This window comes from Pseudochelatococcus sp. B33, assembly GCF_053570585.1.
In genome coordinates this window covers 168,331-194,401 of sequence record NZ_JBSEFH010000005.1, presented here as the reverse complement: position 1 = coordinate 194,401, position 26,071 = coordinate 168,331, and the positions used below count along the sequence as shown (strand labels likewise).

At 67.4% G+C, this 26,071-nt stretch carries 26 protein-coding genes and 1 pseudogene; 13 read left to right on the top strand and 14 right to left on the bottom strand.

Translation table 11 applies throughout. The features are described from left to right. Window positions 1–185: 185 nt before the first annotated feature. Window positions 186–1,079: a 4-hydroxy-tetrahydrodipicolinate synthase gene (dapA, locus tag ACUSIJ_RS07280; protein WP_449307716.1), complete on the top strand. Its 894-nt coding sequence runs from the start codon at window positions 186–188 to the stop codon at window positions 1,077–1,079. 3 nt (window positions 1,080–1,082) lie between these two features. Beyond that, window positions 1,083–1,556 carry an SsrA-binding protein SmpB gene (smpB, locus tag ACUSIJ_RS07275; RefSeq protein WP_449307715.1) on the top strand — a complete coding sequence of 158 codons (474 nt, stop codon included), beginning with the start codon at window positions 1,083–1,085 and terminating at the stop codon, window positions 1,554–1,556. 16 nt (window positions 1,557–1,572) lie between these two features. On the opposite strand, the gene ACUSIJ_RS07270 is transcribed toward smpB, so the two are convergent. The 7 genes from ACUSIJ_RS07270 to ACUSIJ_RS07240 all read right to left on the bottom strand — a co-directional run bounded on the left by ACUSIJ_RS07270 (window position 1,573) and on the right by ACUSIJ_RS07240 (window position 7,983). After that, window positions 1,573–2,292: a uracil-DNA glycosylase gene (locus tag ACUSIJ_RS07270; protein ID WP_449307714.1), complete on the bottom strand. Its 720-nt coding sequence runs from the start codon at window positions 2,290–2,292 to the stop codon at window positions 1,573–1,575. Next, window positions 2,279–2,932: a LabA-like NYN domain-containing protein gene (locus ACUSIJ_RS07265; RefSeq protein ID WP_449307713.1), complete on the bottom strand. Its 654-nt coding sequence runs from the start codon at window positions 2,930–2,932 to the stop codon at window positions 2,279–2,281. Before ACUSIJ_RS07265 ends, ACUSIJ_RS07270 begins: the two co-directional genes overlap by 14 nt. Before the next feature lie 643 nt (window positions 2,933–3,575). Further along, the gene (locus tag ACUSIJ_RS07260) at window positions 3,576–5,780 is read right to left on the bottom strand and encodes a RelA/SpoT family protein (protein ID WP_449307807.1); all 2,205 of its coding nucleotides are present in this window, start codon (window positions 5,778–5,780) and stop codon (window positions 3,576–3,578) included. 369 nt (window positions 5,781–6,149) lie between these two features. Then, window positions 6,150–6,536: a DNA-directed RNA polymerase subunit omega gene (gene rpoZ / locus ACUSIJ_RS07255; RefSeq protein ID WP_449307712.1), complete on the bottom strand. Its 387-nt coding sequence runs from the start codon at window positions 6,534–6,536 to the stop codon at window positions 6,150–6,152. A gap of 97 nt (window positions 6,537–6,633) precedes the next feature. Then, window positions 6,634–7,338, bottom strand: coding sequence for an NUDIX hydrolase (locus ACUSIJ_RS07250; RefSeq protein WP_449307711.1), 705 nt, complete (start codon window positions 7,336–7,338; stop codon window positions 6,634–6,636). After that, window positions 7,335–7,769: a DUF983 domain-containing protein gene (locus ACUSIJ_RS07245; protein ID WP_449307710.1), complete on the bottom strand. Its 435-nt coding sequence runs from the start codon at window positions 7,767–7,769 to the stop codon at window positions 7,335–7,337. The genes ACUSIJ_RS07250 and ACUSIJ_RS07245 overlap by 4 nt, the downstream gene beginning before the upstream one ends. Continuing rightward, window positions 7,759–7,983 carry a hypothetical protein gene (locus ACUSIJ_RS07240; protein WP_449307709.1) on the bottom strand — a complete coding sequence of 75 codons (225 nt, stop codon included), beginning with the start codon at window positions 7,981–7,983 and terminating at the stop codon, window positions 7,759–7,761. The genes ACUSIJ_RS07245 and ACUSIJ_RS07240 overlap by 11 nt, the downstream gene beginning before the upstream one ends. Before the next feature lie 402 nt (window positions 7,984–8,385). Between ACUSIJ_RS07240 and ACUSIJ_RS07235 the strand changes: the two are divergent. Continuing rightward, window positions 8,386–8,642, top strand: a pseudogene (locus ACUSIJ_RS07235) (antitoxin MazE family protein). Then, the gene (locus ACUSIJ_RS07230; protein WP_449307708.1) at window positions 8,639–8,962 is read left to right on the top strand and encodes a type II toxin-antitoxin system PemK/MazF family toxin; all 324 of its coding nucleotides are present in this window, start codon (window positions 8,639–8,641) and stop codon (window positions 8,960–8,962) included. The pseudogene ACUSIJ_RS07235 and the gene ACUSIJ_RS07230 overlap by 4 nt, the downstream one beginning before the upstream one ends. 104 nt (window positions 8,963–9,066) lie before the next feature. Here ACUSIJ_RS07230 and rnr read toward each other — a convergent pair whose 3' ends face one another. Then, on the bottom strand, window positions 9,067–11,322 hold the full coding sequence (gene rnr / locus ACUSIJ_RS07225; protein ID WP_449307806.1) for a ribonuclease R: 2,256 nt from the start codon (window positions 11,320–11,322) through the stop codon (window positions 9,067–9,069). A gap of 272 nt (window positions 11,323–11,594) precedes the next feature. Here rnr and hemW point away from each other — a divergent pair, with 272 nt between their 5' ends. The 3 genes from hemW to ACUSIJ_RS07210 all read left to right on the top strand — a co-directional run bounded on the left by hemW (window position 11,595) and on the right by ACUSIJ_RS07210 (window position 13,317). Beyond that, window positions 11,595–12,755, top strand: a complete 1,161-nt coding sequence (gene hemW, locus ACUSIJ_RS07220) for a radical SAM family heme chaperone HemW (protein ID WP_449307707.1) — start codon at window positions 11,595–11,597, stop codon at window positions 12,753–12,755. A gap of 68 nt (window positions 12,756–12,823) precedes the next feature. Further along, window positions 12,824–13,135 carry a type II toxin-antitoxin system RelB family antitoxin gene (relB, locus tag ACUSIJ_RS07215; RefSeq protein ID WP_449307706.1) on the top strand — a complete coding sequence of 104 codons (312 nt, stop codon included), beginning with the start codon at window positions 12,824–12,826 and terminating at the stop codon, window positions 13,133–13,135. Window positions 13,136–13,137: 2 nt separating this feature from the next. Continuing rightward, window positions 13,138–13,317: a type II toxin-antitoxin system RelE/ParE family toxin gene (locus ACUSIJ_RS07210; RefSeq protein WP_449307705.1), complete on the top strand. Its 180-nt coding sequence runs from the start codon at window positions 13,138–13,140 to the stop codon at window positions 13,315–13,317. Window positions 13,318–13,431: 114 nt separating this feature from the next. Here ACUSIJ_RS07210 and ACUSIJ_RS07205 read toward each other — a convergent pair whose 3' ends face one another. Next, window positions 13,432–13,953, bottom strand: a complete 522-nt coding sequence (locus ACUSIJ_RS07205) for a DUF2244 domain-containing protein (RefSeq protein WP_449307704.1) — start codon at window positions 13,951–13,953, stop codon at window positions 13,432–13,434. A gap of 50 nt (window positions 13,954–14,003) precedes the next feature. Between ACUSIJ_RS07205 and nth the strand changes: the two genes are divergently transcribed. Then, window positions 14,004–14,687, top strand: a complete 684-nt coding sequence (nth, locus tag ACUSIJ_RS07200; RefSeq protein ID WP_449307703.1) for an endonuclease III — start codon at window positions 14,004–14,006, stop codon at window positions 14,685–14,687. Between the two features lie 55 nt (window positions 14,688–14,742). Here the strand turns inward: nth and gshB are convergent, their stop codons facing one another. From gshB to rsmI, 3 genes are all read right to left on the bottom strand, one after another. Then, entirely contained in the window at window positions 14,743–15,702 is a 960-nt protein-coding gene (gshB, locus tag ACUSIJ_RS07195; protein ID WP_449307702.1) for a glutathione synthase, read from the bottom strand. Between the two features lie 117 nt (window positions 15,703–15,819). Continuing rightward, entirely contained in the window at window positions 15,820–16,182 is a 363-nt protein-coding gene (locus ACUSIJ_RS07190; RefSeq protein ID WP_449307701.1) for a YraN family protein, read from the bottom strand. Between the two features lie 32 nt (window positions 16,183–16,214). After that, entirely contained in the window at window positions 16,215–17,216 is a 1,002-nt protein-coding gene (rsmI, locus tag ACUSIJ_RS07185) for a 16S rRNA (cytidine(1402)-2'-O)-methyltransferase (RefSeq protein ID WP_449307700.1), read from the bottom strand. Between the two features lie 366 nt (window positions 17,217–17,582). On the opposite strand from rsmI, the gene ACUSIJ_RS07180 reads away from it, so the two are divergent. Beyond that, the gene (locus ACUSIJ_RS07180; protein ID WP_449307699.1) at window positions 17,583–18,779 is read left to right on the top strand and encodes a penicillin-binding protein activator; all 1,197 of its coding nucleotides are present in this window, start codon (window positions 17,583–17,585) and stop codon (window positions 18,777–18,779) included. Between the two features lie 40 nt (window positions 18,780–18,819). Here ACUSIJ_RS07180 and purN read toward each other — a convergent pair whose 3' ends face one another. Together purN and purM are read right to left on the bottom strand one after the other, a co-directional pair. Continuing rightward, window positions 18,820–19,431, bottom strand: coding sequence for a phosphoribosylglycinamide formyltransferase (gene purN, locus ACUSIJ_RS07175; protein ID WP_449307805.1), 612 nt, complete (start codon window positions 19,429–19,431; stop codon window positions 18,820–18,822). 71 nt (window positions 19,432–19,502) lie between these two features. Beyond that, entirely contained in the window at window positions 19,503–20,600 is a 1,098-nt protein-coding gene (purM, locus tag ACUSIJ_RS07170; protein ID WP_449307698.1) for a phosphoribosylformylglycinamidine cyclo-ligase, read from the bottom strand. Between the two features lie 358 nt (window positions 20,601–20,958). Here purM and ACUSIJ_RS07165 point away from each other — a divergent pair, with 358 nt between their 5' ends. The 4 genes from ACUSIJ_RS07165 (at window position 20,959) to ACUSIJ_RS07150 (ending at window position 26,057) form a co-directional block, all read left to right on the top strand. Continuing rightward, window positions 20,959–21,516: a CDP-alcohol phosphatidyltransferase family protein gene (locus tag ACUSIJ_RS07165; RefSeq protein WP_449307697.1), complete on the top strand. Its 558-nt coding sequence runs from the start codon at window positions 20,959–20,961 to the stop codon at window positions 21,514–21,516. A 258-nt stretch (window positions 21,517–21,774) separates the two neighbouring features. After that, the gene (locus tag ACUSIJ_RS07160; protein ID WP_449307696.1) at window positions 21,775–22,884 is read left to right on the top strand and encodes an AI-2E family transporter; all 1,110 of its coding nucleotides are present in this window, start codon (window positions 21,775–21,777) and stop codon (window positions 22,882–22,884) included. After that, on the top strand, window positions 22,877–23,671 hold the full coding sequence (locus ACUSIJ_RS07155) for a hypothetical protein (protein ID WP_449307695.1): 795 nt from the start codon (window positions 22,877–22,879) through the stop codon (window positions 23,669–23,671). Before ACUSIJ_RS07160 ends, ACUSIJ_RS07155 begins: the two co-directional genes overlap by 8 nt. 112 nt (window positions 23,672–23,783) lie before the next feature. Further along, window positions 23,784–26,057 carry an RNA degradosome polyphosphate kinase gene (locus ACUSIJ_RS07150; RefSeq protein ID WP_449307694.1) on the top strand — a complete coding sequence of 758 codons (2,274 nt, stop codon included), beginning with the start codon at window positions 23,784–23,786 and terminating at the stop codon, window positions 26,055–26,057. Window positions 26,058–26,071 lie beyond the last annotated feature (14 nt).

The following is a 26,071-nucleotide window of genomic DNA, read 5'->3' as shown; positions in this document are numbered from 1 at the left end:
CGCCCTTCCGCAATATGAGCCTTTGCGCATCCGTATCCAAGTGGTTAAGTAGCGTTTGTTGTTCGACTCGCATATTCGTATTGCAGCGGCATTCATCAGGGCGGCATTCATCAAGCAGGCGCCTGGCGGCTTGCCGCCGATAACGCCACACCGGGAGAGTCCCCGCTATCCGCGGGGAAAACATCATGGCAGCACATCCGAGCTTCAAGGGTTCCTATACCGCCCTCGTGACACCGTTCCGCGATGGCGACGTGGATGAGGAGGCGTTTCGCGCGCTCATCGCGTGGCAGATCGAGAACGGCATCGACGGCCTCGTGCCCGTTGGGACGACGGGCGAAAGCCCCACCCTCTCGCACGAGGAGCACAAGGACGTCGTGAAATGGGCGGTCGAGGAGGCGCGCGGCCGCGTCCCGGTCATCGCCGGCGCGGGCTCCAACAGCACCGCCGAGGCCATCGATTTCGCCCGCCATGCCGAGGAGGTGGGAGCGGACGCGGTGCTCGTCGTCACGCCCTATTACAACAAGCCGACGCAGGAAGGGCTGTACCGGCACTTCAAGGCTGTCAACGACGCGATCGGCATTCCGATCATCATCTACAACATCCCTCCGCGCTCGGTCATCGACATGTCGGTGGAGACCATGGCGCGCCTCTACGAACTGCCCAACGTCATCGGGGTCAAGGACGCGACCAGCAACATCGGCCGCGTCAGCATCCAGCGCCAGGTGCTGGGGCCGGATTTCATCCAGCTCTCCGGCGAGGACATCACCGCGCTCGCGCTCGTCGCCCATGGCGGCCACGGCTGCATCTCGGTAACGTCGAACGTGGCGCCGCGCCAGTGCACGGATCTGCTGCACGCCGCCCTCGCGGGTGATTTCGCGACCGCTCTCGCGCTGCAGGATCGCCTGCTGCCGCTGCACACCAGCCTGTTCCTGGAGACGAACCCCTCGCCGGTCAAGCATGCGCTGGCGCTCACCGGGCGGCTCAGCGACGAGGTCCGCCTGCCGATGGTGCCGGTGTCGGAGGCGACGAGCGCGAAACTGCGGAGCGCCCTCGTGCATGCGGGCCTGCTGAACGGCTGATCCATGGCACCCAGGGACAAGAGCGCGCACCGGGTTGTCGCCGACAACCGCAAGGCGCGCTTCAACTACGAGATCGTCGACACCATCGAGGCCGGGATATCGCTGACCGGCACCGAGGTGAAGTCGCTGCGCTCGGGCAAGGCCACCATCAGCGAGGCCTATGCCGGGCCGTCGGGCGAGGAGTTCTTCCTCTTCAACGCCTATATCCCGGAATATCTCCAGGCCAACCGCTTCAACCACGAAACCCGCCGCCCGCGCCGTCTGCTGCTGCACAAGCGCCAGATCAACCGGCTTCTCGGCGCGACCCAGCGCGAGGGCTTCACCGTGGTGCCGCTCAGGGTCTATTTCAACGACCGCGGCCGCGCCAAGGTGGAGATCGCGCTCGCCCGCGGCAAGCACCTGCACGACAAGCGCGAGACCGAGAAGAAACGCACCTGGGACCGCGACAAGGCGCGGATCATGCGCCAGAAGGGGTGATACGGAGGCCGCCCGATCAGGCGGCCTTTTCGTTGCCGAGATAGGCGCAGATGTCGGCGAACACCGCCCGGAACATCTCGGGAGTCAGCACGCGGGTGCTCGTGTTGTAACGCGAGCAGTGGTAGCTGTCGAAAAGCCGCACCCCGTCGATGTCGTGGTGGCCGCCGTGCCGGAAGGCGATGCGCGACGGCACGCGCCCCAGCGCCCGCACCGTGGTGTCGTGCGCGATACGCCCGAGGGCGAGGATGGCCCTGAGATCGGGCATGTCGGCGATGGTGCGGGCGAGGAACTGCCGGCAGGTCACGATTTCCGCCCCTGTCGGCTTGTTTTCCGGCGGTACGCAGCGGACGCCGTTGGTGATGCGGCTGTCGACGAGTTCCAGCCCGTCGTCGGGAGAGGCGGCATAGACGCCGCGCGCGAGGCCGAACGACAGCAGGGTCTCGTACAGCAGGTCGCCGGCGTAATCGCCGGTGAACGGCCGGCCGGTGCGGTTCGCGCCCCGCAGTCCCGGTGCGAGGCCGACGACGAGGAGCGCCGCCCGCCGCAGGCCGAAGGAGGGTACCGGCGCGTTGAACCAGTCGGGCTCGCGCTCGCGCCACGCGTGGCGGAAATCCGCCAGCCGGGGGCACAGGCCGCAGTCGGCGTCGGGCTCGGCGCTCAGCACCGCCTGCGCGACGGCCCCGCCGGGGCGCCGTCGTCGTCCGGGCTGCGACGTGCTGCCCTCATGCGACGCCATCGTCGTCGCTCGTCTGGTTCCGGATGCCGTAGCGGCGTTCGACCAGAGACGAGCGGCCCTTGATGGTCTCGCGGTCGTCAGGATCCGACTGGAGGCGGACGGTGCGGTCCGGGCGCTCGGCGTGCTCGCGGCCGATCAGCGGGATGAGCTGGGTGATATCGACGAATTCGTCCGCCTGCCGGCGCAGCTCGTCGGCGATCATCGGCGGCTGGGTCTGGATGGTGGAGACCACGATCACGCGCACGCCGCGCCGCTGCATCGCCTCGGCCAGCGACCGGAAGTCGCCGTCGCCGGAGAACAGGATCATCTCGTCGATGTAGGGCGCGATCTCGAGCGCGTCGATGGCGAGCTCGATGTCCATGTTGCCCTTGATCTTGCGCCGGCCGGCGGAGTCGATGAACTCCTTCGTCGGCTTGGTCACCACGCGATAGCCGTTGTAGTCGAGCCAGTCCACCAGCGGGCGGATCGACGAATACTCCTGGTCCTCAATCATGGCGGTATAGTAAAACGCCCGCACCAGACGCCCGTTATGGTTGTAGGACCGCAGCAGGCGCTTGAAGTCGACGTCGAAGCCGAGCGTCTTGGTGGTAGCGTAAAGGTTGGCCCCGTCGATGAACAGGGCCCGGCGCGTTACAGACATCGGGTTGGTCTCTTAGGTTTAATTCATGAAACGAATCCAGCCCTTGGCCTTCCGGCCCACCGGGCAGGCGGACCACAGCTCGCGGCAGGCGCTTATTCGCAAAGTCGGACAATATCCCTTGTGTTTCCAAATGCTTCCAATTTCGCCCAAACCTTTCACCCAAACTTGCCACCCGAGTGTCTTGCTCAAGCGATGGTTGCCCAAGCAGAAGTCAATGCCCACAACTGACAATTCCCACGACGATACTATACTCCGCCTGTTGTGAGGCTTGCACCGCCGTTCAGGGATCCCGGCAACGCCCTTACCGGGCGGCGGTTTGCCAGGCCCGCGCGGATTGCGAAGGGGAGCGTCGACCATAAGGGTATCGCCAAGCGCGATCTTCTGATGCGCATGTTACCTGACACTCAATAAATTTCAATCTGTCGTAGTGGGAAAATTAATAATGGCGACGGGTTAACATGTGTGTGAACTTTGAAATTCTAAAAACCTGCCCGTGCGGCCCAGCAATTGTTCAGATCAATGTAATTCCAGCATTTCCGGCGCTTCGCATCCGCAAACCGAGGCGGGCACCAGCGTAATGCTCTTCACTATCGGCTTCCTGCCGCCTGCCGTCAACCCGCCTCGGGACGGTCGCAGGCATCGCTCAATCGGTGAGGCGCACGACCTTGCTCACCGCGCGGGTGGTGCGCAGTTCGGCGATGAGGCTCGTCAGGTGCTTGAGGTCCCACACCGACAGGCGGATGGTGACGTTCGAGAAGTCGGGCGTCGGCCGCTGCATGGCGATGTCTTCGATATTGGCGTCGTGATCGGCGATGATCTGCGTGACCTGCGCCAGCGAGCCCGGCTCGTTGATGATGCTGAGCGCGATGATCGCCGGGAAGCGCTGGATGTTGCCCTCGTCCACGTCCCAGCGCACGTCGAGCCAGCGCTCGGGCTCGTGCTCGAACGCGGCCAGCGCCTTCGACTGGATCGGGTAGATGGTGATGCCCTCGCCGGGGGTCAGGATGCCGACGATGCGATCCCCCGGCACCGCGCCGCCCTCGGGCGCGAAGGTGATCGGCAGGTCGCTGTTGAAGCCGCGCACGGGAATGGCGCGGCCGTCCGGCTCGGCATTGCTGTCGGGCACCTTGAACTTCAGGCTCTCGCTGCCCTTGAGGCCGAACCAGCCGTGGCCGGAGAGCCCGTCCACGGTGGGACGGCGCTCGTCCTTGTAGTCGGGGTAGACCGCCTTCACCACGTCGCCCGAGAACATCTCGCCGCGGCCGACGGCCGCGAGCGTGTCGTCGATAGAGGCGCGCGCGAGCCGCGGCAGGGCGGCCCGCAGCTTGTCGTCCGAATAGGCGCGCCCGGCGCGCTCGAAGGCGCGCTCCAGGATCTGGCGCCCGAGGCCCGCATACTGGCGGCGCACCGCGTCGCGCGTCGCGCGGCGGATGGCGGCGCGCGCCTTGCCGGTGACGACGAGCGATTCCCACGCCGCCGGCGGGATCTGGCCGTCGGCGCGCATGATCTCGACCTCGTCGCCGTTCTCCAGCTCCGACAGCAGCGGGGCGATCTGACCGTTGATCTTCGCGCCCACGGCAGTGTTGCCGATGTTGGTGTGGACCGCATAGGCGAAGTCGATCGGCGTCGCGCCGCGCGGCAGGGCGATGAGCCGCCCCTTGGGCGTGAAGCAGAACACCTGATCGTGAAACAGCTCAAGCCGGGTGTGTTCGAGAAACTCTTCCGGGCTGTCGCCTTCCGCCAGCAGGTCCACGGTGCGCCGCAGCCATTGATAGGCGCGGCTTTCGTTGAGCAGCTTCGACGGCTGGTCGGTGCGCCCGTCCTTGTAGAGCGTGTGGGCGGCGATACCGTATTCCGCGACGTTGTCCATATCCTCGGTGCGGATCTGCAGCTCGACGCGCTGATGTCCAGGACCGATCACGGTGGTGTGGATCGAACGGTAGTCGTTCTGCTTGGGCGTCGAGATGTAGTCCTTGTAGCGCCCGGGCACCATCGGCCAGGCGGTATGTACGACGCCCAGCGCCCGGTAGCACTCGTCGATGGTGTCGACGATGATGCGGAAGGCGAAGATGTCCGACAGCTGCTCGAAGCCGAGCGACTTGCGCTCCATCTTCTTCCAGATCGAATAGGGCCGCTTGCGCCGCCCCTTGACGCGGGCCGTTATGCCCCGCTCGGCGAGGCGCTGGGTCAGGTCGCGCTCGATGGTCTCCACCAGCCGGCCGTTGCGCGCGGTCACGGCGTCGAGGCGCTTGGCGATGGTCTCGAACGCCTCCGGCTTCAGGGTGCGGAAGGCGAGCTCCTCCAGCTCGTCGCGGATCTCCTGGATGCCCATGCGGCCGGCGAGCGGCGCGTAGATCTCGAGCGTCTCCTCGGCGATGCGGGCGCGCTTCTCCTGTGCCATGAAGCCGAGCGTGCGCATGTTGTGCAGCCGGTCGGCGAGCTTCACCAGCAGCACCCGCACGTCGGCGGCGACGGCGAGCAGCAGCTTGCGGAAGTTCTCGCCCTGGGTCGCCTTGCGCGAGACGAAATCGAGCTTCTTGATCTTGGTCAGGCCGTCGACCAGCGCGCCGATCTCGGGGCCGAAAAGCTGGTCGATCTCCTCGCGCGTCGCGTCGGTGTCCTCGATGGTGTCGTGCAGCACGGCGGCGACGATGGTGGCGTCGTCGAGCTTGAGGTCGGTGAGGATGGCCGCCACTTCGAGCGGATGCGAGAAGAACAGGTCGCCGGAGGCGCGCGTCTGCGTGCCGTGGGCGCGCATGGCGTAGACATAGGCGCGGTTGAGCAGCGTCTCGTCCGCGTCCGGGTCGTAGCGCTTCACGCGCTCGACGAGTTCGTACTGACGCATCATCGGCGGATGGGCCGCTCTCGCGGTCGTCTGGGGAGCGACGGCCTGCTCGCCCGCCCGCGCCTCACCCCCTGCCGGCGGTTCCACCGCCCGCACAATTTCGCCGCCGTCCGTCACCTGAACTTCCACCACACTGAACGCTATCCGCTTTCCCGGCCCGCAACCGTCCGGCCGGGCTGAAAGGAAATCTTACAAAGATCACGGCGAAAAAACAAAGCTGTTTGCGCGCATTCAAATCTGCGGCCGGAATCGGGGCGCAAGAGATCGGGCGCAAGCGATCAGACGCAAGAGATCAGGCGCGGGAAAATCAGGCGCAGGAATCAGATAGGCCCGGATCGCTCCGGGCCCCTTTCCTATGATGCTGCGGGATGCTCAGTCGTCGTCGTCGCTCGCGGCGGGCGGCACGAGCCCTTCCAGGCCGCGCAGCAGGTCTTCCTCGCTCATGCGGTCGAACTGGACCTCGCTGTCGTCGACGGCGCCGGCCGAGGAAGTGCCGATCAGCGGCACGGCGTCCTCCTCCGGCTCGTCGACCTCGACATACTTCTGCAGCGAGTGGATGAGCTCTTCCTTCAGGTCCTCGGGCGCGAACTTCTCTTCGGCGATCTCGCGCAGCGCCACCACGGGGTTCTTGTCGCGGTCGCGGTCGACCAGAAGCTGGGAACCTGCGGAAATCATGCGGGCGCGGTGGCTCGCCAGCAGCACGAGCTCGAAACGGTTATCGACCTTGTCGATGCAGTCTTCGACGGTGACGCGAGCCATGGCGGGCTCCTTCTTCCTGCGCGCAATGAACGATTGAAGCGTTCCGGCTACACGATTTCGGGCCGGAATGCAACATTTTCCTCAGGGGCCGCGGCCATTACAAGATTTCGCGGATCTCCTGGCCGCGGTAGAGCGGCACCGGCGCCTCCTGCCGGAAGCCGGCGGCGAGCCGCGCCGTGAGTTCGGCCACGACCAGTCGCGTGATGGCCGGCGTGTCCAGCGTCCCGGTCTTGTCGAGCGCTACCCAGGCAAGCTCGACGAACTCGCCGTCGCCAGCGCCCGCGACGGTGTGGGCGATCGCCGAGGCGTCCACCACGAAGAACCGTGCGTCGAAACGGCGCGGATAGCGCGCCGGCGTGATGGCGCGGGCGATGAAATGCAGCGCGTCGAGCTCCGGAAACACGCCGTGCTCGGCGAACGCCCGCCACGCTGGCGGCGTTTCCTCGGGCGGGCCGTAGTCCTTGGAGCCGATGAGGTGGCCGGTTTCCTCGAACGTCTCGCGGATGGCGGCGAGCGCCAGCGCGCGGGCGGAAAAGGGCGAGGCGTCCTCGACCTGCTGCATGAGCTTCTGCTCGGCCGCCGGGTGGAGCGCGCCGGCGACCACCATCTCGCTGTCGCAGGGCTCGACCCGCCCGCCGGGAAACACGTAGCTGCCTGGCATGAACACGAGCTCCTCGCGGCGCTTGCCCATCAGCACATAGGGGCCTTGCAGCGTGTGGTCGAGGATGATGAGCGAGGCCGCGTCGCGCGGCACGACCGATGCGTAGCCGGTCTCGTCGACGGTTGATGCGGCCTCGCTCACGTCGTCTCCTCCCCGCCGCCGAACCCGTGCATGCGCAGTGCCCATTGATAGCCGACGACCGCGCCCTTGACGGGACGCATCAGGACGAGCGCCAGCGCCAGGGTCAGCAGCGGCCACAGGATCATCTGCGTCAGCGTCGAGTAATCGGCGAACATCTCGACGGCGAGCACCAGCGTGATGATGATATGCCCGACGATGGTGATGGTGATGTAGGGCGGCAGGTCGTCGGCCCGGTGGTGGTGCAGCGCCTCGCCGCATTCGGCGCAATGGTCGACGACGCCGAGATAGCCGGAGAACAGCGCGCCCCGCCCGCAGGCCGGGCAACGGCACTGCGCGCCGCGCCGCACGGCGAGCCAGACGTCGCGGCGGGGCGCGGCGTCGGGCATGGTGCGCGGCGCAGCAAGGCCGCCGGTGAGCGGTTCAATCGTCATGAATCTCCCTTGGTACCTCTCCTGGAAGGCCCCGAAGTGCCCGCCCGGGCGGCGGGCGGATGAACGGATGCGTGAGGGCGGCCACGGTTTCCTTGAAAAGATAGGCCACGCCGAGCACGAGAACGCACGCGATGAGCGCCAGAAAGGCCTGCACCCACGGTGTGAGCTGAACATAGAGCGCCAGCAGGCTTTCGCCAAGGTTGTTGTCGGTCATGATAACTCCCCGTCGGAATGATGAAGCCACCAGAAAAGCGATCCTCGCGGAACGCCTAGCTGGTGGCCGGGAGAGTTAGAAAACCGCAAGCGCACGGCCGCGCTGGCCTTTAGGCGCGAGCCCTGAACATAGCCAGCGCCTCCCCGGCCATATAGCTGGGGAGGCACCATCACGGTTGGTACCAACCGACGCTTGAGAGGTTTCTAAGCCTCAGAGGCGCGGGACCGCGCCTCCACTTCCAGACATAAGCCGTCCGGCAGCGAAGTCAAACCGGCGGGAGGGAATAAGCCACTGGAAATGCTCTTCCTGCCGGGACGGCCGGCGGGGAGTTGGAAAGCTGCGCTCGGACAGGCGGGGCTTCAGCGCCGGGGGGCGGGTTCGATTTCTTTCTCATTGATCGTTATGTTACATGTAACATTTGAGGATTTTGATCATGCCCACCCCGTGAATGAACGGGTTCAGAAGCGCCGCGCTGCCTTGAGGGCGGCCGGACTGCGCCCGGTGCAAATCTGGGTGCCGGACACGCGCCGTCCGGGTTTTGCGGAAGAATGCCGCCGTCAGTCCCTGCTGGTCGCGGCGGCAGACGCTGCCGATCACGAGTTGGGCGCATTCTCGACGCCGCCCTTGCCGACCTCATCGACGACGGGTCCGAGGCATGAGGCGCGGCGAATTGGTGACAATCCCCCTGTCAGGGGACGTCGGCAAGCCGGGTCCCGCCCTCGTGATCCAGTCCGACCGTTTCGAGGAAACAGGAACCGTCACGGTGCTGCTGATATCGGGAACGCTGGTCGATGCACCCCTGATCCGCGTGACGGTTCAGCCGACACAGCAGAACGGCCTGCGGCAAGCGTCGCAAATCATGATCGACAAGGCCATGACGGTGAAGCGGGACAAGATCGGCCCGCCGATCGGTCGGGTCGACGAGGAGATCGTGCTTTCAGTGACGAGATTGCTGGCCGTATTTCTCGGCCTAGCCTGATGAGAGCGGAGGAGTAAACAACATGGCCGGGAAACTGACGATTTTCAATGTCGCCGAAGAGCCGCTCCGGGCGGCCCGAAGCCGCGTGACGCGACGCGCGTTCATCACGCGCGCCGGCGGTCGCGGCCGTTCCTGTCGCGGCTGATCTTGGGGCGGGACGCGCGGGCGGCCTTGCGCCCGTTGCCGCCTGCGGACAGCAGCTCGAAGCGCAGCGCGCCCGCGATCGGCGCGGCTTCCACCAGCCGCACCTCCACCGGATCGCCCAGCCGATAGACCTTGTGCGTGCGGCTGCCGATGAGCGCATGCTGCCGCTCGTCGTAGCGGAAGAAATCCGTGCCCAGCGTCGAGACCGGGACGAAGCCGTCCGCGCCCGTGTCGGTCAGGCGCACGAACAGCCCGACCCGCGTCACGCCGGCGATGCGGCCGGTGAAGGTCGTGCCGATCCGGTCGGCCAGGAAATGCGCGATCAGGCGGTCCGTGGTCTCGCGCTCGGCCGCCATGGCGCGCCGCTCGGCGGCGGAGATCTGCGCCGCCACCTCGGCCAGGTCCCCGGGCGTGGTGTGGGCGGGCAGGCCGTCCGGCCCGAGCTTGAGCGCCCGGATGAGCGCCCGGTGGACGATGAGGTCGGCATAGCGGCGGATCGGTGAGGTGAAATGCGCGTAGCGGCGCAGGTTGAGGCCGAAATGGCCGTAGTTGTCGACCGAATATTCCGCCTGCGCCTGGGTGCGCAGCACCACCTCGTTGACGAAGTCGCGGTTGGGCGAGTTCTCGACATGCGCCAGGATGCCATTGAACAGGGACGGCGTCAGCGCGCCCGATTTCGGCGCCTTCAACCCGATGGAGGCCAGCACCTCGGCGAGCGCCCTGAGCTTTTCGACGGAGGGTTCGTCGTGGGTGCGGAAGATGAGCGGCGATTCCGCCTGCTCCAGCGTTTCCGCCGCGCAGACATTGGCGAGGATCATGCATTCCTCGATCAGTCGGTGGGCGTCGAGGCGCTCGGGCATGATGACCCGGTCGATCGAGCCGTCGGGTTTCAGGATCAGCTTGCGCTCGGGCAGGTCGAGCGCCAGCGGCTCGCGTTCGTCGCGCGCGTCGGTGAGCGCCGCGTAGGCGTCCCACAGCGGCCGCAGCACGGTGTCGAGCAGCGGGCGCGTCGTCTCGTCGGGCGCGCCGTCGATGGCGGCCTGCGCCTGTTGGTACGACAGCTTCGCGGCGGAACGCATCATGACGCGGTGGAAGGAATGGCGGCGCTTGCGGCCGGCGATGTCGATGACGATGCGCGCGGCGAGCGCCGGCCGGTCCTCGCCGGGGCGCAGCGAGCCGAGATCGTTGGAGATGCGCTCGGGCAGCATCGGCACCACCCGGTCGGGGAAATAGACCGAGTTGCCCCGCTCCAGCGCCTCCCTGTCGAGCGCCGTGCCGGGGCGGACATAGGCGGCGACGTCCGCGATCGCCACCGTCAGCATGAAGCCGCCGACGTTCCTCGGGTCGGTGTCGGGCGCGGCGTGGACCGCGTCGTCGTGGTCCTTCGCGTCGGCGGGGTCGATGGTGATGAGCGGCAGTTCGCGCCAGTCCTCGCGCCCCTCCAGCGTGACGGGCCTCGCCTCCTCCGCCTCGCGCAGGGCGGCGGGCGAAAACACGCTCGGGATGTCATGCGCGTGGATCGCGACGAGGCTCACGGCCCGTTCCGTCTTCAGCGAGCCCAGCCGCTCGATCACCTTGGCCGCCGAGCCGCCGAAGCGGCCGGTGCGCACCACGGACACGGTGACGAGGTCGCCGTCCTCCGCCCCGCCGCTGTCGCCCGGCCGGATGGGGAACTCCCGTCCGAGCGCCTTCTTGTCGACGGGCACGAGCCGGCCGCCCTCGCCGTCCGGGTTGGCGCGGAAGATGCCGAGCACCTGCGCGCGCGTCTTCGTCAGCACCTTGATGACGCGCCCATAGTAGGCGGGCCCGTGACTTATGGCGGAATCCCGGTCACGGTTGGCCTCGATGCGCAGCAGCACGCGGTCGCCGATGCCGGGCACGGCCTGGCCGGGCCGGGGGCGCCTGGGCAGGGTGACGAGGATGCGCGGCGCGGGATGGTCGCCCTCCGGATCGTCCCATTCGGCCGGCATGGCGATGAGTTCACCGTCGCGGTCGCGGGTGGTGATGTCCGCCACCACCACCGGCGGCAGGCTGCCGGCGCGGCTCAGCGTCTTGTGGCGGCGGTCGATCTCGCCTTCCTCCTCGAGGTCCTTGAGGATGCGCTTCAACCAGATGCGCTGGCCGCCGCCGATGCCGAACGCCCGTGCGATCTCGCGCTTGCCGACCTTGCCGGGCGATTCGGCGATGAAGGCGAGGATGTCCTCCCTGCTCGGCAGGTAGTCCTCTCCCGCGCCGTGCGCCGTCCTGTCCGTGCGGGCGGGGCGTGACTTCGGCGAGGCGGTGCCGGGCGATGCGATCCCGGGCGATGTTACCTTGGGTGTGGCGGGGCGCGCCGGGCGGTGGGTGATCTTTCTGGCCACTGTCTATTCCAAGCCGGCGGTTCCGGCGTTCTTGTCGCAGCTTCTTGTCGCATGTCGCGACGCATTAGGAAAGCTGCCCCACGATCTCGATGGTTGCGTTTTGCCCGCCATCGGTTCACACACGGCGCATGGCAGATCATCCGACCCGCGATGTGGGCTTTGGCGTTTACGTCCATTGGCCATTTTGCGCTTCGAAATGTCCGTATTGTGACTTCAACAGCCACGTGCGCCATCATCCGGTGGACGAAGCGCGCTTCGCCGCCGCTTTCGCGCGCGAGATCGGCCACAATGCAGCCCTGGCGCCGGGTCGCACCGTCACGTCGATCTTCTTCGGCGGCGGCACGCCCTCGCTGATGCGGCCGCAGACGATCGGAGCGATCCTCGACGCCGTCGCCGCCCGCTGGTCCGTCGCGCCCGATGCCGAGATCACGCTGGAGGCCAATCCGACCAGCGTCGAGGCCGAGCGGTTCCGCGGCTATCGCCTCGCCGGCGTCAACCGTGTGTCGCTCGGCGTGCAGGCGCTCGACGATGCCGACCTCCGGCGGCTTGGGCGCAAGCACGACGTCGCTGAAGCGCTTGCCGCCGTGAAGCTCGCGGCGCGAAGCTTCGAGCGCTATTCCTTCGATCTCATCTACGCCCGCCCCGGCCAGACGCCGGCCGCGTGGGCGCAGGAGCTGGCGCAGGCGATCTCGCACGCGGCCGAGCATCTGTCGCTCTACCAGCTCACCATCGAGCCCGGCACGTGGTACGCGCGCCTCTTTGCGGCGGGCAAGCTCGTGGTGCCGGACGAGGACACGGCCCGTGATCTCTTCGATGTGACGCAGGCCGTCTGCGCCCGCCACGGGCTGCCGGCCTATGAAGTGTCGAATCACGCGAGGCCGGGGGCGGAGAGCCGCCATAACCTGCTCTACTGGCGCTATGGCGAATATGCGGGCATCGGCCCCGGCGCCCACGGGCGGCTCGTCACCAACGAGGGGCGCATGGCGCTCTCGACCGAGCGCAACCCGGAAGCGTGGCTCGAGCGCGTGGAGCGCGACGGCAATGCCATCACCGAGCGCGAATGCCTCGACGCCGGCATGCAGGCCGACGAGTTCCTGCTGATGGGCCTGCGGCTGGTGGAGGGCATCGACCCCGCCCGCTACGCGGCCTTCGCCGGCCGGCCGCTGCCGGCGCGAAAACTGGCGGATCTTGCGGATCTCGGCCTCATCGAAATGGCGAACGGCCGCCTGCGCGCCACTGCCTCAGGCGTGCCGGTGCTGAATGCGGTGATTGCGGAACTGGCGGCTTGACTGTATCTCAATTGAGATACATTTTTCCTTCAGTCAAGAGCCTTGCCGGGGCTATCTTGGAGGGAAAGATGGGTACGCAGACAACGATGCTGCATATTCGTGTGGACGAACGGCTCAAGGCTGAAGCGACGGAAGCGCTTGCCAAGGTCGGCCTAACCGTATCCGATGCCGTGCGCATCCTTTTGACCAGAGTCACGCGCGAAGGGGGGCTTCCCGCCGGACTGGCCTCCGATCCGGATGCCTATGACGCTTGGTTCAGGGCGAAAGTGCGGGAGGCGCTTGACGATACCCGCCCATCCATTCCGCATGAGGTTGTGATGGACGAGGTGCAGGCGCTGATCGACCGCAAGCGCCGCGATCGCCGCAATCAGGCAGAGTAATCATGGTTCTGGTCGAGTGGCGGCCTACCGCACTGGAGGATTTGCTGGCGATTGTCGATTATATTTCCGACGAAAATCCCGACGCCGCCCAACGGCTGAAAGGTCGAGATTCAGGAAAAGCTCAGCCTTCCCCCGGAGCATCCCAAGCTTTATCGCGCGGGACGGGTGGCAGGTACACGTGAGATGATTGTCAGGTCCAGCTACATCGTCATCTATACTGATATACTGAAACACCCGACGTCATTGCCGTATTGCGTATCGTGCATGCCGCGCGGGAATGGCCGCCGGCGTAGCGCCTACCGCTTCGCCTCGCTCAACGCCTCGCGCAGCGCCGTGCCGAGGCTTTCGCGCTCGATGGGGGAGAGCGCGTCGCCCACCGTCACCCGCTGGCCGCGCGAGACGAAGGCCAGGCGCTCCACGCCGGATTCCATGTGCGCCGTCTGTTCCAGCCGGGTCCAGAGCGGGTTGAAGCGCCATTCCCGTCCCACGCCGCGGTGGCTGACCTTGCGCATCAGCAGCTCGATGCGCGACAGCCAAACCTCCTCGAACGACTCCGCCCGTCGGAAGTTGATGCGGAAGGCGATGTAGAGCGCCAGGAGGTCGATGCCGAAAAAGCCCGCTACCGGCCAGGCCCCCATCACCACGAAGGGGATGCTCGAAATCACGCTCGCCAGACAGATGAGCGTCATGGTAATGCGAAAGGCCTGCCGTCCCATGGAGCGATGCGGCGTGATGCGGGCGGCGAACAGCACTGCGTCGGGCGCGTCCGGATCTTGCGCCGGAGGGCAGGCGTGCGAAGGAGGTAAAGCCGCGTTCATCGTGATAGCACACTATACATGAATATGAGCCGAAGCGAATCAGAAAAGCCGTGACCCACGAGAACAGGACCGCCACCGTCGCCTTACCCGCCCCGCCCGCCGTCGACGCCGCGACCGTCGCCGAGATCTTCCGCCGCTTCGAGGCGGCCGATCCCGAGCCGCAAGGCGAACTCGAATACATCAATCCGTTCACGTTGCTCGTCGCCGTGGCGCTCTCTGCGCAGGCGACCGATGTCGGCGTCAACAAGGCCACGCGCGCGCTGTTTGCGGTCGCGGATACGCCGGAGAAGATGCTGGCGCTGGGCGAGGACAGGCTGCGCGAGTACATCAAGACCATCGGCCTCTACCGCAACAAGGCCAAGAACGTGATCGCCCTCTCCCGGATGCTGGTCGAGCGGTTTCATTCGCAGGTGCCAGGCACGCGCGAGGAGCTGGAGCAACTCCCCGGCGTCGGCCGCAAGACCGCCAATGTCGTGCTCAACATCGCCTTCGGCGAGCCGACCATCGCCGTCGATACCCACCTGTTCCGCGTCTCGAACCGCATACCGCTCGCGCCGGGCACCACGCCTTTGGCGGTCGAGCTCGGGCTGGCGCGCATCGTCCCCGCCCGCTACGCCCGCCACGCCCATCACTGGCTCATCCTGCACGGGCGCTACGTCTGCAAGGCGCGCAAGCCGGAATGTCCGCGGTGCCTTATCAACGACTTATGTCGCTATGAGCCGAAAACCGCTTGACTCTTCCGCGGGAACAACGGTCACGGAAACGGGAATCACGGTCACGGAAACCGTCTCACACCGCGCGCGAGGCGGCGAAGCGGCGCTCGATGGCGTCCCACAGGATGGCGGCGACGTCCGGTCCGCCGTTCTTCCTGATGGCGCGGATGCCGGTGGGGGAGGTGACGTTGATCTCGGTGAGCCAGCCGTCGATGACGTCGATGCCGACGAACACGAGGCCGCGTTCCCTGAGGTGCGGGCCGATGGTCTCGCAGATCTCGCGCTCGCGTGCCGTCAGCTCGGTCGCCTCGGCCGCGCCGCCGCGTACCATATTGGAGCGTATATCGTTTTCCGCCGGCACGCGGTTGACGGCCCCCGCGTATTCGCCGTCGGAGAGGATGATGCGCTTGTCGCCGAACTTCACTTCGGCCAGGAATTTCTGCACCACCCAAGGCTCGCGGAAGGTGACCGAGAATAGGTCGAACAGCGAGCCGAAATTGCCGTCCTGCTCGTTCACCTGGAACACCGATGCGCCGCCGTGCCCATAGAGCGGCTTCATCACGATGGCACCGTGCTCCTTGCGGAAATCGTTGATTTCGTCCTTGTCGCGGGTGATGAGCGTGGGCGGCATCAACTCGGGAAAAGCGGTCACGAAAACCTTCTCGGGCGCGTTGCGAACCTGGGCAGGATCGTTGACCACCAAGGTTTTCGGGTGGATGCGTTCCAGGAGATGCGTGGTGGTGATATAGGCGAGATCGAAGGGCGGATCCTGGCGCAGCAGCACGATGTCGACCGTCGCGAGATCGATGCGCGCGGGCGCGCCCACGCTGGCGTGATCGGGGGCGGCGACGTCCTGCACCGCGAGCGGACCGGCCTGCGCGCTGACGCGGCCGTCGCGCAGGCTGAGCGAATCCGGCGTGTAATACAGCAGCCGGTGTCCGCGCCGCGCCGCTTCGAGCAGCAGGGCGAAGGTGGAATCGCCCGCGACGTTGATATGCTCGATCGGGTCCATCTGGACGGCAACGACAAGGCTCATGGCCACCATGCTCCGCTGTTTGAGGCGATCCGTTTTTATGCGGCAGCGTTGCGCTGGCCGCAATCGCAAATTGGCAAAGCCCGCGCGACGCGTGAGCGGCGCCGATGGCGCCATAAGTCAGTCGAGATACAGCGTCATCACGTTTGCCACATGCCGGGGAAAGCTGCGCCGGCCGATGAAGACGGCGTCGCAGCGCAGCGTCAGCGGCATGGCCCATGCGTTGCGCGCCAGCCAGTGGCGGATCGCGCCCACGATCCGGCGTTCCTTGGTGGCGGTGATGGCGATGCGCGCATCGTCCAGCACGCCGCGCGCCTTCACTTCCACGAAGACGACCGTGCGCCCGCGCCGGGCGACGATGTCGATCTCGCCGCCGGCGGCGGCATAGCGCCGGGCAAGGATGCGATAGCCCTTCACCATCAGCAGCCACGCCGCCAGCCGCTCGCCGCGGATGCCCGCATGGTGGGCGGCGACCCGTCTCATGCCCTGTTGCCGTTCCTTTGGCCGGTCCCCCATCACGCGTCCGCTTCGTCCTCGGCCTTCTGCGCCGTGCCGAGCTGCAGGGCGCGGGCATAGACCTCGCGCTTCGGAATGCCGGTCTCGGCCGAGACGATGGCGGCCGCGTCCTTGACGCTGTGCTGCGCCAGCGCGTGGGTGATGCGGGTGTCGAGATCGGCCTGCGCGAGCGCCTTCGCGCCCTCCGGCGGCGGGCCGATCAGCACCACGATCTCGCCCTTGGGCGCCTCCTCGGCATAGCTGCCGGCGAGTTCCGACAGGCTGTCGCGGCGCACTTCCTCGTAAAGCTTGGTGAGCTCGCGCGCCACTGCCGCCCCACGCTCGCCGAGCACTGCGGCGGCGTCCGCCAGCATGCCGGCGAGCCGGCGGGGCGATTCGAAGAACACCAGCGTCGCCGGGATGTCCGCGAGCACAGCGAGCCGCGCGCGGCGGGGGCCGCTTTTGGCCGGCAGAAAGCCCTCGAAGAAGAAGCGGTCGGTCGGCAGGCCCGAGACCACGAGCGCGGTCAGCACGGCGGACGGGCCGGGGTTCGACGTGACCCGGATATCGTTGGCGAGCGCGTCCTCCACCAGCCGGTAGCCGGGATCGGAGACGAGCGGCGTGCCGGCGTCCGACACCAGCGCCAGCGCCTCGCCCGCCTTGAGCCGTGCCAGCACCTTGGGGCGCATCTGCTCGGCGTTGTGCTCGTGATAGCCGATCAGCGGCGTGGTGATGCCATAGTGGGCGAGCAGCACCTTGGTGACCCGCGTGTCCTCGGCGAGGATGGCGTCGGCGGCGGCGAGCGTGCCGAGCGCCCGGAAGGTGATGTCCTTGAGGTTGCCGATGGGCGTTGCGACGATATGCAGCCCCGGCGCGACGGGTTCCGCCTCCGCCGCAAGACCGAACGCCGTGAAACGCGACGCGCCCGAACGCGCGGACAGCGGCCCGGCATCGGCGGGAACCGCATCTTGGCCGATACCTTGGCCGGTACCGCGCGCCGGGGCGCGCCTGTCGTCACTCATGTTGCATCGTCCTCTCGGGTCCCGCGGCGTCGATCCGCACCGGGCCATCCTTCTCGATCATGACACACGGGGCATTCGTCTATAAATGGATATAACCGCTGAGTATATCGAGGCCCGGGCCGGTGCCGCCCGGCGGGAAAAAGGGCGGCGCGCCACGTCCGGTTGCAGTATCTTGCTGCTGTGTCTTGCCAATCGCTTTCATGTGGGCAATCTTGCCATCGATCCGCCATCAGTTCAGCGATCCGCCATCAGTTCAGGGAGAGTGCCGTGTCTTGTGCTTCCAGTCCCAGTCTGCCGTCCAGTATTTCTCTATCGCCCGGACGAGCGGAGGCGCCGTCCGACATCGCAGAAGTAGGCGGCGGAAATATGAAGGGCAGAAGCGCGGGCGGCGGAAAGGCGCGGGGGCTGCGGGGGCTCGCGGCGGCGGTGCTGGCCAGCCTGCTGCTCGCCGGGTGTTCGGGCTCGGGCGGGTTTTTCGGCCTCGGCGGTTCCGAGGGGGCCGCTTCCGGACAAGCCGCGCCCGACAGCGTGATCGGCACGGGTTCCGTCAAGGTCGCGCTGCTGCTGCCGCTTTCGGCGCAGGGCGCCGCCGGCACCACGGCGCAGTCGCTGCGCAACGCGGCCGAGCTCGCCATCAGCGAGTTCAGCCAGCCCGACGTGCAGATCCTGGTGCGCGACGACCGGGGCACCGAAGCCGGGGCGCGCAACGCCGCGCGGGCGGCGCTGAACGACGGCGCGGAGCTGGTGCTGGGGCCGCTGTTCTCCGCCACGACGCGGGCAGCAGGCGCGGTGGCGCGGCCCGCCAACACGCCGGTGATCTCCTTCTCGACGGACAGCAGCGTCGCCCAGCCGGGGGTCTACCTGCTGAGCTTCCTGCCGGAAACGGAGGTGGACCGCATCGTCCGGTTCGCCGCCCAGCGCGGCCGCCGCTCGTTCGCGGCGCTCATTCCCGACAACGCCTACGGCAAGGTGGTGCAGGACGCGTTCCAGCGGACGGTGGCCGCGGCCGGCGGCCGGGTCATCGCCGTCGAGAACTATGCGGCCGACCGCTCGAACCTCCAGCAGGCGGTGCAGCGCATCGCTGCGCAGGCGGGGCAGGCCGATGCCCTGTTCCTGCCCGACAGCGCCGACGCGTTGCCGACGATCGCGCAATCCCTGCGCGCGGCGAACGTCGACACCGGGCGCGTGAAGCTCATCGGCACCTCGCTGTGGAACGATCCGGGCGTGCTTTCCGCGCCGGCCCTCCAGGGCGGCTGGTTCGCCGCGCCCGATTCGGTGGGCTTCAACGCCTTCGCCCAGCGCTACCGGGCGCGGTTCGGCGCCGAGCCGGTGCGCATCGCAAGCCTCACGTACGACGCCGTGTCGCTGGCGGCGGCGCTGGTGCGCACGCAGGGCTCGCAGCGGTTCTCCACCGGCGTGCTGACCAACCGGGCCGGGTTCGCCGGGGCCGACGGCGTCTTCCGCTTCAACGCCAACGGCACCAACGACCGCGCGCTCGCCGTGCTCGAAATCCGCCAGAACAGCGCTGTCATCATCAGCGCCGCGCCGCGCCAGCTGCAGTAGGGAGGCCGGGAACGGCCCGGGCCCGGGGCGGCCCGGGTCTTCAGGCCGGCACCGCGAATGCCGCGTCGGCGGGGGTTGTGTCCGCGCCGGCCGCGAATTCGACGCGGCCCTCCCGCCAGCGCACGGCGCCGGCCGCCACCAGCGCCAGCGCGCGGGGATAGATGAGGTGCTCCTGGATAAGCACGCGCCGGGCGAGGTCGTCCGGCGTGTCGCCCGGCAGTACCGGAACGGCGGTCTGGGCAATGATGGGGCCGGCGTCGACCTCGGGCTCGACGAAATGCACCGTGCAGCCGTGCAGCCGCACGCCCGCCGCGAGCGCCCGCTCGTGGGTGTGGGTGCCCGGAAACGACGGCAGCAGCGACGGGTGAATATTGATGAGCCGCCCGAGCCACCGTTGCACGAACCACGGCGTCAGGATGCGCATGAAACCGGCGAGGCACACGAGCTCGACGCCCGCGGCGTCGAGCCGTTCGTCGAGGACGCGCTCGAAGGCCTCCCGGTCGCGGCCGAACGGCTTGTGATCGACGAACTCGGTCGCTATGCCGGCCGCGCGGGCGGTCGCGAGCCCCGCCGCATCCGGCCTGTTGGCGGCGACGAGCACGATCTCGGCCGGGAAATCCGCCTGCGCCGCGGCGGCGAGCAGCACTTCCATGTTGGAGCCGCGCCCGGAAATCAGCACCGCCGTGCGGCGGCGGCCGGAGGCGGCCGTCACGGCCGGCCCGCTCACAGCGGCAGCCTGCCGGTGGTGACGACGCGCGCTCCCGCCTGGGGGCCCTCTTGCGCGGCGACGACCTCGCCGATCGTCACCGGCGTCTCGCCCTCGGCGATCAGCGCGCCGGTGACGGTGTCGACGTCACCGGGGGCGACGATGACCACCATGCCGATGCCGCAGTTGAAGGTGCGCAGCATCTCGGCCTCCTCCACGCCGGCGACGCGCGACAGCCAGCCGAACACGGGTGGCGGCACGATGGCGGAAAGGTCGAGCCGCGCCGCCGTGCCCTCGGGCAGCACGCGCGGGATGTTGTCGATGAAGCCGCCGCCGGTGATGTGGGCGAGGCCCTTGACGGCGTCCGTGCGCCGCAGCGCGCCGATGAGCTGGCGCACGTAGATGCGGGTGGGTTCGAGCAGCGCCGCGCCGAGCGGCCTGTCCGGGGCGAAGGGGGCGGTGGCGTTCCAGTCGAGCCCGGAGAGCGCGACGATGCGGCGCACCAGCGAGAAGCCGTTGGAATGCAAGCCGGACGACGGCAGCCCGAGGATGACGTCGCCCGGCGCGATGTCCGCGCGTGGCAGCAGCTTGCCGCGCTCGGCCGCGCCGACGGCGAAACCCGCGAGGTCGTAGTCGCCGGTGGCGTAGAGGCCGGGCATCTCCGCCGTCTCGCCGCCGAGCAGCGCGCAGCCCGCCTGGCGGCAGCCGTCGACGATGCCCTGCACCACGAGCGCGCCCTCCTTGGGATCAAGCTTGCCGGTGGCGTAATAATCGAGGAAGAACAGCGGCTCCGCGCCCTGCACCACGAGGTCGTTGACGCACATGGCGACGAGGTCGATGCCGATGGTGTCGTGGCGGCGGGTCTCGATGGCGATCTTGACCTTGGTGCCTACCCCGTCGTTGGCGGCGACGAGGATGGGATCGGTGTAGCCGGCGGCCTTGAGGTCGAACAGGCCGCCGAATCCGCCGATCAGGCCGTCCGCCCCCGGCCGGCGGGTGGCGCGCACGAGCGGCTTGATCGCCTCCACCATGGCATTGCCGGCGTCGATATCCACGCCGGCCTCGGCATAGGTCAGTCCGTTACGGTTCGGTCCTTCGGGTCCGGTTCGCGACATCAATCAAGGTTCCTGCAAGGGGCCTGTTCAGCACGGGCCTGTTCAGCATGGGCCGGTTCAACGCGGATATCATACATCCGGGGATAACGCACGCGGGCGATAGCACATTTGCCGGATGGCGCGACAGAGCCCGCATGCAGGGTGGCAGCGGCGCCGGCTTCCGCTCTCCTTCCGGCTGCGATACCGCTTGTCGGGGCCTCGCGAACTGGTATAGCTGGTGCGACGCGGCCGCGTATCGACCCACGACGGCGCGGCCGCCGTCGTTTCCCGCCGGTGCGGGGTCTCCGGTTCATTCAAGCTATTCCGTCAACTCATTTCGCCAACGCATTTCACAAAGTCGCCGCCGCAAAGTCGCCGCATGACGATTCCCAACCTCATCACCATTCTGCGCCTGCTGCTGGTGCCGGCGATCGTGGTGATGATCAACGCCGAGGCCTGGGTCGGCGCCTTTCTGCTGTTTCTGACGGCCGGCCTGTCGGACGGTCTCGACGGCTTCATCGCTCGCCGCTACAACATGCGCAGCGAACTGGGCGCCTATCTCGACGCCTTCGCCGACAAGGCGTTGCTCGTCTCCATCTACGTCTCGCTCTCGATTGCCGGGGTGCTGCCCGGCTGGCTGGCGATTCTGGTCGTCTCGCGCGATGTGCTGATCCTGATGGCGATCATGATTTCGTGGCTGATGGCACGGCCTGTGGATATCCACCCCCTCAGGATCAGCAAGCTCAACACCGGCGCGCAGATCGGGCTGGCGGCGCTGGTGCTGGCCAATTGCGCCGTCGAGGGCGCGGGCTTCGGGAGAAGCCTTGCCATGTCCGCGCCCTGGGTGTTCGAGGCGGCGATCATCGCCGTGGTTCTGCTGACGCTCGCCTCCGCCGGCGCCTATCTCGCGTTGTGGCTTCGTCATATGGCTGACTGATAGAATGGCGCCTATGGAGCGGTGCCGATAGAATGGCACCGGTGGAACGATCCGGACGCGGGCCGGGATAGAGGCTGACAGGCTCCAAAGCAGTTTGCGTTTGAGCATCAAATTAAACGCAAGTTGCGGGAAACTATAGAAATTAGAGCGGGTTGCGCAACAGATCTCGATTCAGCAATTACGCAACCCGCTCTGGGCTTTCGCTTGAGACTGCGGCACCCTGGCGGGTGGCCGTGGGCTTTGTTTGAGGTGTCGCACATGGGTGATTTCGCTCCCGTCGAACGGCAGTTGCGCTTCTGGCTCGTGGCGCTCGTGGTGCTTCTCGTCGCGCTCTATCTGCTGCGCGGAATCCTGCTGCCCTTCGTGGCCGGCATGGCGCTCGCCTATATCCTCGATCCCGTTGCCAGCCGGCTGGAGCGCCTGGGCATGGGGCGGCTGGCGGCGTCCGTGCTCATTCTGCTGCTGTTCGTGCTGGCGTTCATTCTGGTGCTGGTGCTGCTGCTGCCCGTGGTCGTCAACCAGTTCGCCGCGCTGATCCAGAACCTGCCGGGCACGGCGCAGTATCTGCAGGGGCTGGCGAAAGAGTACGGCGGGCCGTTCATCGAGCATATCGGGGGCGCGGAGGCGCTGGCGAACGTCGAGCGGTCGCTGAGCGATTTCGTCGGCCAGGCGGCGCGATGGCTGGCGACGTTCGCGTCGTCCGTCTGGTCGGGCGGGCAGGCGGTGATCGGCGTGTTCGCGCTGCTGGTGGTCACGCCGGTGGTCGCCTTCTACCTGCTCGTCGACTGGGAGCAGATGGTCACGACCATCGACAGCTGGCTGCCGCGCCGCCACGCCGACACCATCCGCGCCCTTGGCAAGGACATGAACAAGGCGATCGCCGGCTTCATCCGTGGCCAGGCGCTGGTCTGCTTCATCCTCGGCACGTTCTACGCGGTCTCGCTCAGCCTCATCGGCCTGAACTTCGGCCTGCTCATCGGCCTCGTCAGCGGGGCGCTCACGTTCATCCCCTATGTCGGCTCCTTCACCGGCTTCGTGCTGTCGGCCGGCGTGGCACTGGTGCAGTTCTGGCCCGACTGGACGATGGTCGCCGTCACCGTCGGCGTGTTCCTGTTCGGCCAGTTCGTGGAGGGCAACTTCCTGTCGCCCAAGCTGGTCGGCGACGCGGTCGGGCTGCATCCCGTGTGGCTGATGTTCGCGCTGGTGGCGTTCGGCTCCATGTTCGGCTTCGTCGGCCTGCTGCTGGCGGTGCCGATCGCGGCGGCCATCGGCGTGCTCACGCGCTTCGCCCTGCAGCTCTATCTGTCGAGCTCGCTCTATCGCGGGCCGGAGAAGGAGGCGAGACCCAGGATCCACGTCGATGTCTGACAGCCGTCCGCCCCCGCCCGCACGGCGGCCGGGGGTTCCCCGCCAACTGCCGCTGGAGCTGCCGGTCGACACCCGGCTGGCGGCGGAGGACTTTCTCGTCAGCCCTGCCAACGCGCAGGCGTTCTCCATGATCGGCAACTGGCCGGAGTGGCCCGATCCGCTGCTGCGCCTCATCGGCCCCGAGGGCGCCGGCAAGACGCATCTGGCCGCGATCTGGGCGAGCCGCGCCGGCGCGCGCATCGTGCCCGTGGAGGCGGTGACGGCACAGGCCGTGGAGGAACTGGCGGCGCACGGCGCCGTCGTCATCGAGAATGCGGATACGGGCGGGCGTGACGAGCACGCGCTGTTCCACCTCGTCAACGCGCTGCGGCGCAGGGGCCTTGCCGGGGGAGCGTCTATGCTGGTGACCGCGCGCTCAGGCCCCGACGAATGGGGGCTCGCGACGCCCGACCTGCTGTCGCGCATGCGGCTGTCGCCGTCGGTCGCCATCGACGCGCCGGACGATGCGCTGCTGCGGGCGGTGCTGGTGAAGCTGTTCGCGGACCGGCAGCTCGTGGTCGATATCACCGTCGTGGAAGCGCTGGCGCGGCGCATGGAGCGCTCTCTCGCCGCCGCGCGTGCGCTGGTCGAGCTCCTCGACCGAGAGTCGCTCAGCGACGGCCGGCGGATCACGCGCACCTTCGCGCTCGGCGTCCTGGACCGGTGGGAGGCGGCGCACGATCCGGATCGCGATCAGGAACCGGAGGCTTCCGCGCCGCAGAGCCCGAGCCCCGACGAGCGGGGGTGAGGCGCTGGACCGCGACCGGCCGTCGTGTCAGACTCTGCCCCAGGCTTTGGCGCATCTTTCTTTTTTGCGGCCGTTCGTCGTGGAATTGTCGCACAACGTTGCGAAAACCGGCATGAATACAAGCACTGGCGGGGCTTTCGCGCACGCCGCAGATCAACGCGGGGATTTGGCCATGACGCAAGTCGCATCGACTCTGGATTCGCAGGAAGAAGTGGTTGAAAACGCGCCGGAAGTGACCGCCGACGCCCCCGGGGGCGCTGACCTGCGTCATTCCCCCGACCGGCTGATCAACCGCGAGCTGTCGTGGCTGCAGTTCAACCGGCGCGTGCTGGAGGAGGCCTCCAACAAGCGCCATCCGCTGCTGGAGCAGCTGCGCTTCCTGTCCATCTCGGCGAACAACCTCGACGAGTTCTTCATGGTCCGCGTGGCGGGCGTGCGCGGGCAGCTGCGCTCGGGCGTCTCCGTCGTCTCCCAGGACGGGCTGTCGCCGGCCGAGCAGCTCGCGCGCATCAGCACCGAGGTGAGCGAGCTCGCCAGCGACCAGCAGAAGCGCTGGCTGGAGCTGCGCGAGGAGCTCGTCGAGAACGGCATCGTGCTCATCGACAGCAGCGAGCTGACCCGCGCCGAGCTGAACTGGCTCGACGACTATTTCCTGCACTATGTCTTCCCGGTGGTGACGCCGCTCGCCATCGACCCGGCGCACCCGTTCCCCTTCATCCCCAATCTCGGCTTCTCGCTAGCGCTGGCGCTCCACCGCCAGAGCGACAACAAGTCGCTCAACGCGCTGATCCGCATCCCCAACAAGGTGCAGCGCTTCATCAAGCTGCCGGACTTCGCCGAGACCGGCGCCGCGCGCTTCATCGTGCTGGAGCAGGTGCTGGTGCTGTTCGTCAACCGCCTGTTCCCGGGCTATTCGGTGCAGGGGCAGGGCAGCTTCCGCGTGGTGCGCGACTCGGACCTCGAAATCGAGGAAGAGGCGGAGGATCTGGTGCGGCTGTTCGAATCGGCGCTCAAGCAGCGCCGGCGCGGCGTCGTCATCCGGCTCGAGTTCGAGGGGGCGATGCCCGACAACCTGCGCGAGTTCGTCGCCAAGGAGCTGCACGTGCTGCCGGACGAGATCTTCATCTCGCCGGGCATGCTGGCGCTCAACGAGCTGTCGCAGCTCGTCGGCCTCGACCGGCCCGACCTCAAGTTCGAGCCCTATAACCCGCGCTATCCCGAGCGCATCCGCGAGCACGCCGGCGACTGCTTCTCGGCGATCCGCGAGAAGGACCTGATCGTCCATCACCCCTATGAATCGTTCGACGTCGTGGTGCAGTTCCTGCAGCAGGCGGCGCGCGATCCGGACGTCGTCGCCATCAAGCAGACGCTCTACCGCACCTCCTCGGACTCGCCTATCGTCAAGGCGCTGGCGGAAGCCGCGGAGGCCGGCAAGTCGGTGACCGCGCTCGTGGAGCTCAAGGCCCGCTTCGACGAGGAGGCGAACATCCGCTGGGCGCGCGATCTGGAGCGGGCCGGGGCGCAGGTGGTGTTCGGCTTCATCGAGCTGAAGACCCACGCCAAGCTGTCGTCGGTGGTGCGCCGCGAGAACGGCCAGCTCGTCACCTACTGCCACGTCGGCACCGGCAACTACCACCCGATCACGGCGCGCATCTACACCGACCTGTCGTTCTTCACCGCCGATCCGGCGATCGCGCGCGACGTCAGCCGCATCTTCAACTTCATCACCGGCTATGCGGAGCCCGCGGAGCTGGAGCGCATGGCGGTGTCGCCGCTCACCATCAAGCCGCGCATCCTGCAGCACCTCAAGGAGGAGATCGAGCACGTGAAGGCCGGCCGCCCAGGCTCGGTGTGGATGAAGTGCAACTCGCTCGTCGACGTCGAGATCATCGACGCGCTCTACGACGCGAGTCGCGCCGGCGTGCAGATCGATCTCGTCGTGCGCGGCATCTGCTGCCTGCGTCCCGGCATTCCCGGCCTGTCGGAAAATATCCGCGTCAAGTCGATCGTCGGTCGCTTCCTCGAACACAGCCGCATCTACGCCTTCGGCAACGGCCAGGAACTGCCTAACCCGCAGGCGCATCTGTATATTTCGTCCGCCGACCTGATGCAGCGCAACCTCGACCGGCGCGTGGAGGCGATGTGTCCGATTTCCAATCCCACGGTTCATCAACAGGTTCTTGACCAGATTATGCTTGCCAACATGCTCGATAACGAGCAGAGCTGGACCATCCTTCCGGATGGGAAGAGCACGCGCGTCACGCCTGCCGAGGGTGAGGAGCCGTTCAACGCCCATGCCTACTTCATGACCAACCCGAGTTTGTCAGGCCGTGGAAAGTCTCTCAGGAACTCTCGCCCTCGCAGCCTCGCCAAAGGGCACAATTGAGGGGGGTGCGACGG

Bases quoted from the DNA above. Each gene is read 5' to 3' on its own strand.
- ACUSIJ_RS07240 (WP_449307709.1), bottom strand. From the start codon at position 7,983: ATGACCGACAACAACCTTGGCGAAAGCCTGCTGGCGCTCTATGTTCAG.
- gshB (WP_449307702.1), bottom strand. From the start codon at position 15,702: ATGAGCCTTGTCGTTGCCGTCCAGATGGACCCGATCGAGCATATCAAC.
- ACUSIJ_RS07265 (WP_449307713.1), bottom strand. From the start codon at position 2,932: ATGTCTGTAACGCGCCGGGCCCTGTTCATCGACGGGGCCAACCTTTAC.
- ACUSIJ_RS07270 (WP_449307714.1), bottom strand. From the start codon at position 2,292: ATGGCGTCGCATGAGGGCAGCACGTCGCAGCCCGGACGACGACGGCGC.
- ACUSIJ_RS07150 (WP_449307694.1), top strand. From the start codon at position 23,784: ATGAATACAAGCACTGGCGGGGCTTTCGCGCACGCCGCAGATCAACGC.
- ACUSIJ_RS07160 (WP_449307696.1), top strand. From the start codon at position 21,775: ATGGGTGATTTCGCTCCCGTCGAACGGCAGTTGCGCTTCTGGCTCGTG.
- rsmI (WP_449307700.1), bottom strand. From the start codon at position 17,216: ATGAGTGACGACAGGCGCGCCCCGGCGCGCGGTACCGGCCAAGGTATC.
- ACUSIJ_RS07180 (WP_449307699.1), top strand. From the start codon at position 17,583: ATGAAGGGCAGAAGCGCGGGCGGCGGAAAGGCGCGGGGGCTGCGGGGG.
- ACUSIJ_RS07245 (WP_449307710.1), bottom strand. From the start codon at position 7,769: ATGACGATTGAACCGCTCACCGGCGGCCTTGCTGCGCCGCGCACCATG.
- ACUSIJ_RS07190 (WP_449307701.1), bottom strand. From the start codon at position 16,182: ATGAGACGGGTCGCCGCCCACCATGCGGGCATCCGCGGCGAGCGGCTG.
- hemW (WP_449307707.1), top strand. From the start codon at position 11,595: ATGGCAGATCATCCGACCCGCGATGTGGGCTTTGGCGTTTACGTCCAT.
- ACUSIJ_RS07205 (WP_449307704.1), bottom strand. From the start codon at position 13,953: ATGAACGCGGCTTTACCTCCTTCGCACGCCTGCCCTCCGGCGCAAGAT.
- ACUSIJ_RS07230 (WP_449307708.1), top strand. From the start codon at position 8,639: ATGAGGCGCGGCGAATTGGTGACAATCCCCCTGTCAGGGGACGTCGGC.
- smpB (WP_449307715.1), top strand. From the start codon at position 1,083: ATGGCACCCAGGGACAAGAGCGCGCACCGGGTTGTCGCCGACAACCGC.
- ACUSIJ_RS07210 (WP_449307705.1), top strand. From the start codon at position 13,138: ATGGTTCTGGTCGAGTGGCGGCCTACCGCACTGGAGGATTTGCTGGCG.
- ACUSIJ_RS07260 (WP_449307807.1), bottom strand. From the start codon at position 5,780: ATGATGCGTCAGTACGAACTCGTCGAGCGCGTGAAGCGCTACGACCCG.
- rpoZ (WP_449307712.1), bottom strand. From the start codon at position 6,536: ATGGCTCGCGTCACCGTCGAAGACTGCATCGACAAGGTCGATAACCGT.
- relB (WP_449307706.1), top strand. From the start codon at position 12,824: ATGGGTACGCAGACAACGATGCTGCATATTCGTGTGGACGAACGGCTC.
- ACUSIJ_RS07165 (WP_449307697.1), top strand. From the start codon at position 20,959: ATGACGATTCCCAACCTCATCACCATTCTGCGCCTGCTGCTGGTGCCG.
- purM (WP_449307698.1), bottom strand. From the start codon at position 20,600: ATGTCGCGAACCGGACCCGAAGGACCGAACCGTAACGGACTGACCTAT.
- purN (WP_449307805.1), bottom strand. From the start codon at position 19,431: ATGGAAGTGCTGCTCGCCGCCGCGGCGCAGGCGGATTTCCCGGCCGAG.
- dapA (WP_449307716.1), top strand. From the start codon at position 186: ATGGCAGCACATCCGAGCTTCAAGGGTTCCTATACCGCCCTCGTGACA.
- ACUSIJ_RS07155 (WP_449307695.1), top strand. From the start codon at position 22,877: ATGTCTGACAGCCGTCCGCCCCCGCCCGCACGGCGGCCGGGGGTTCCC.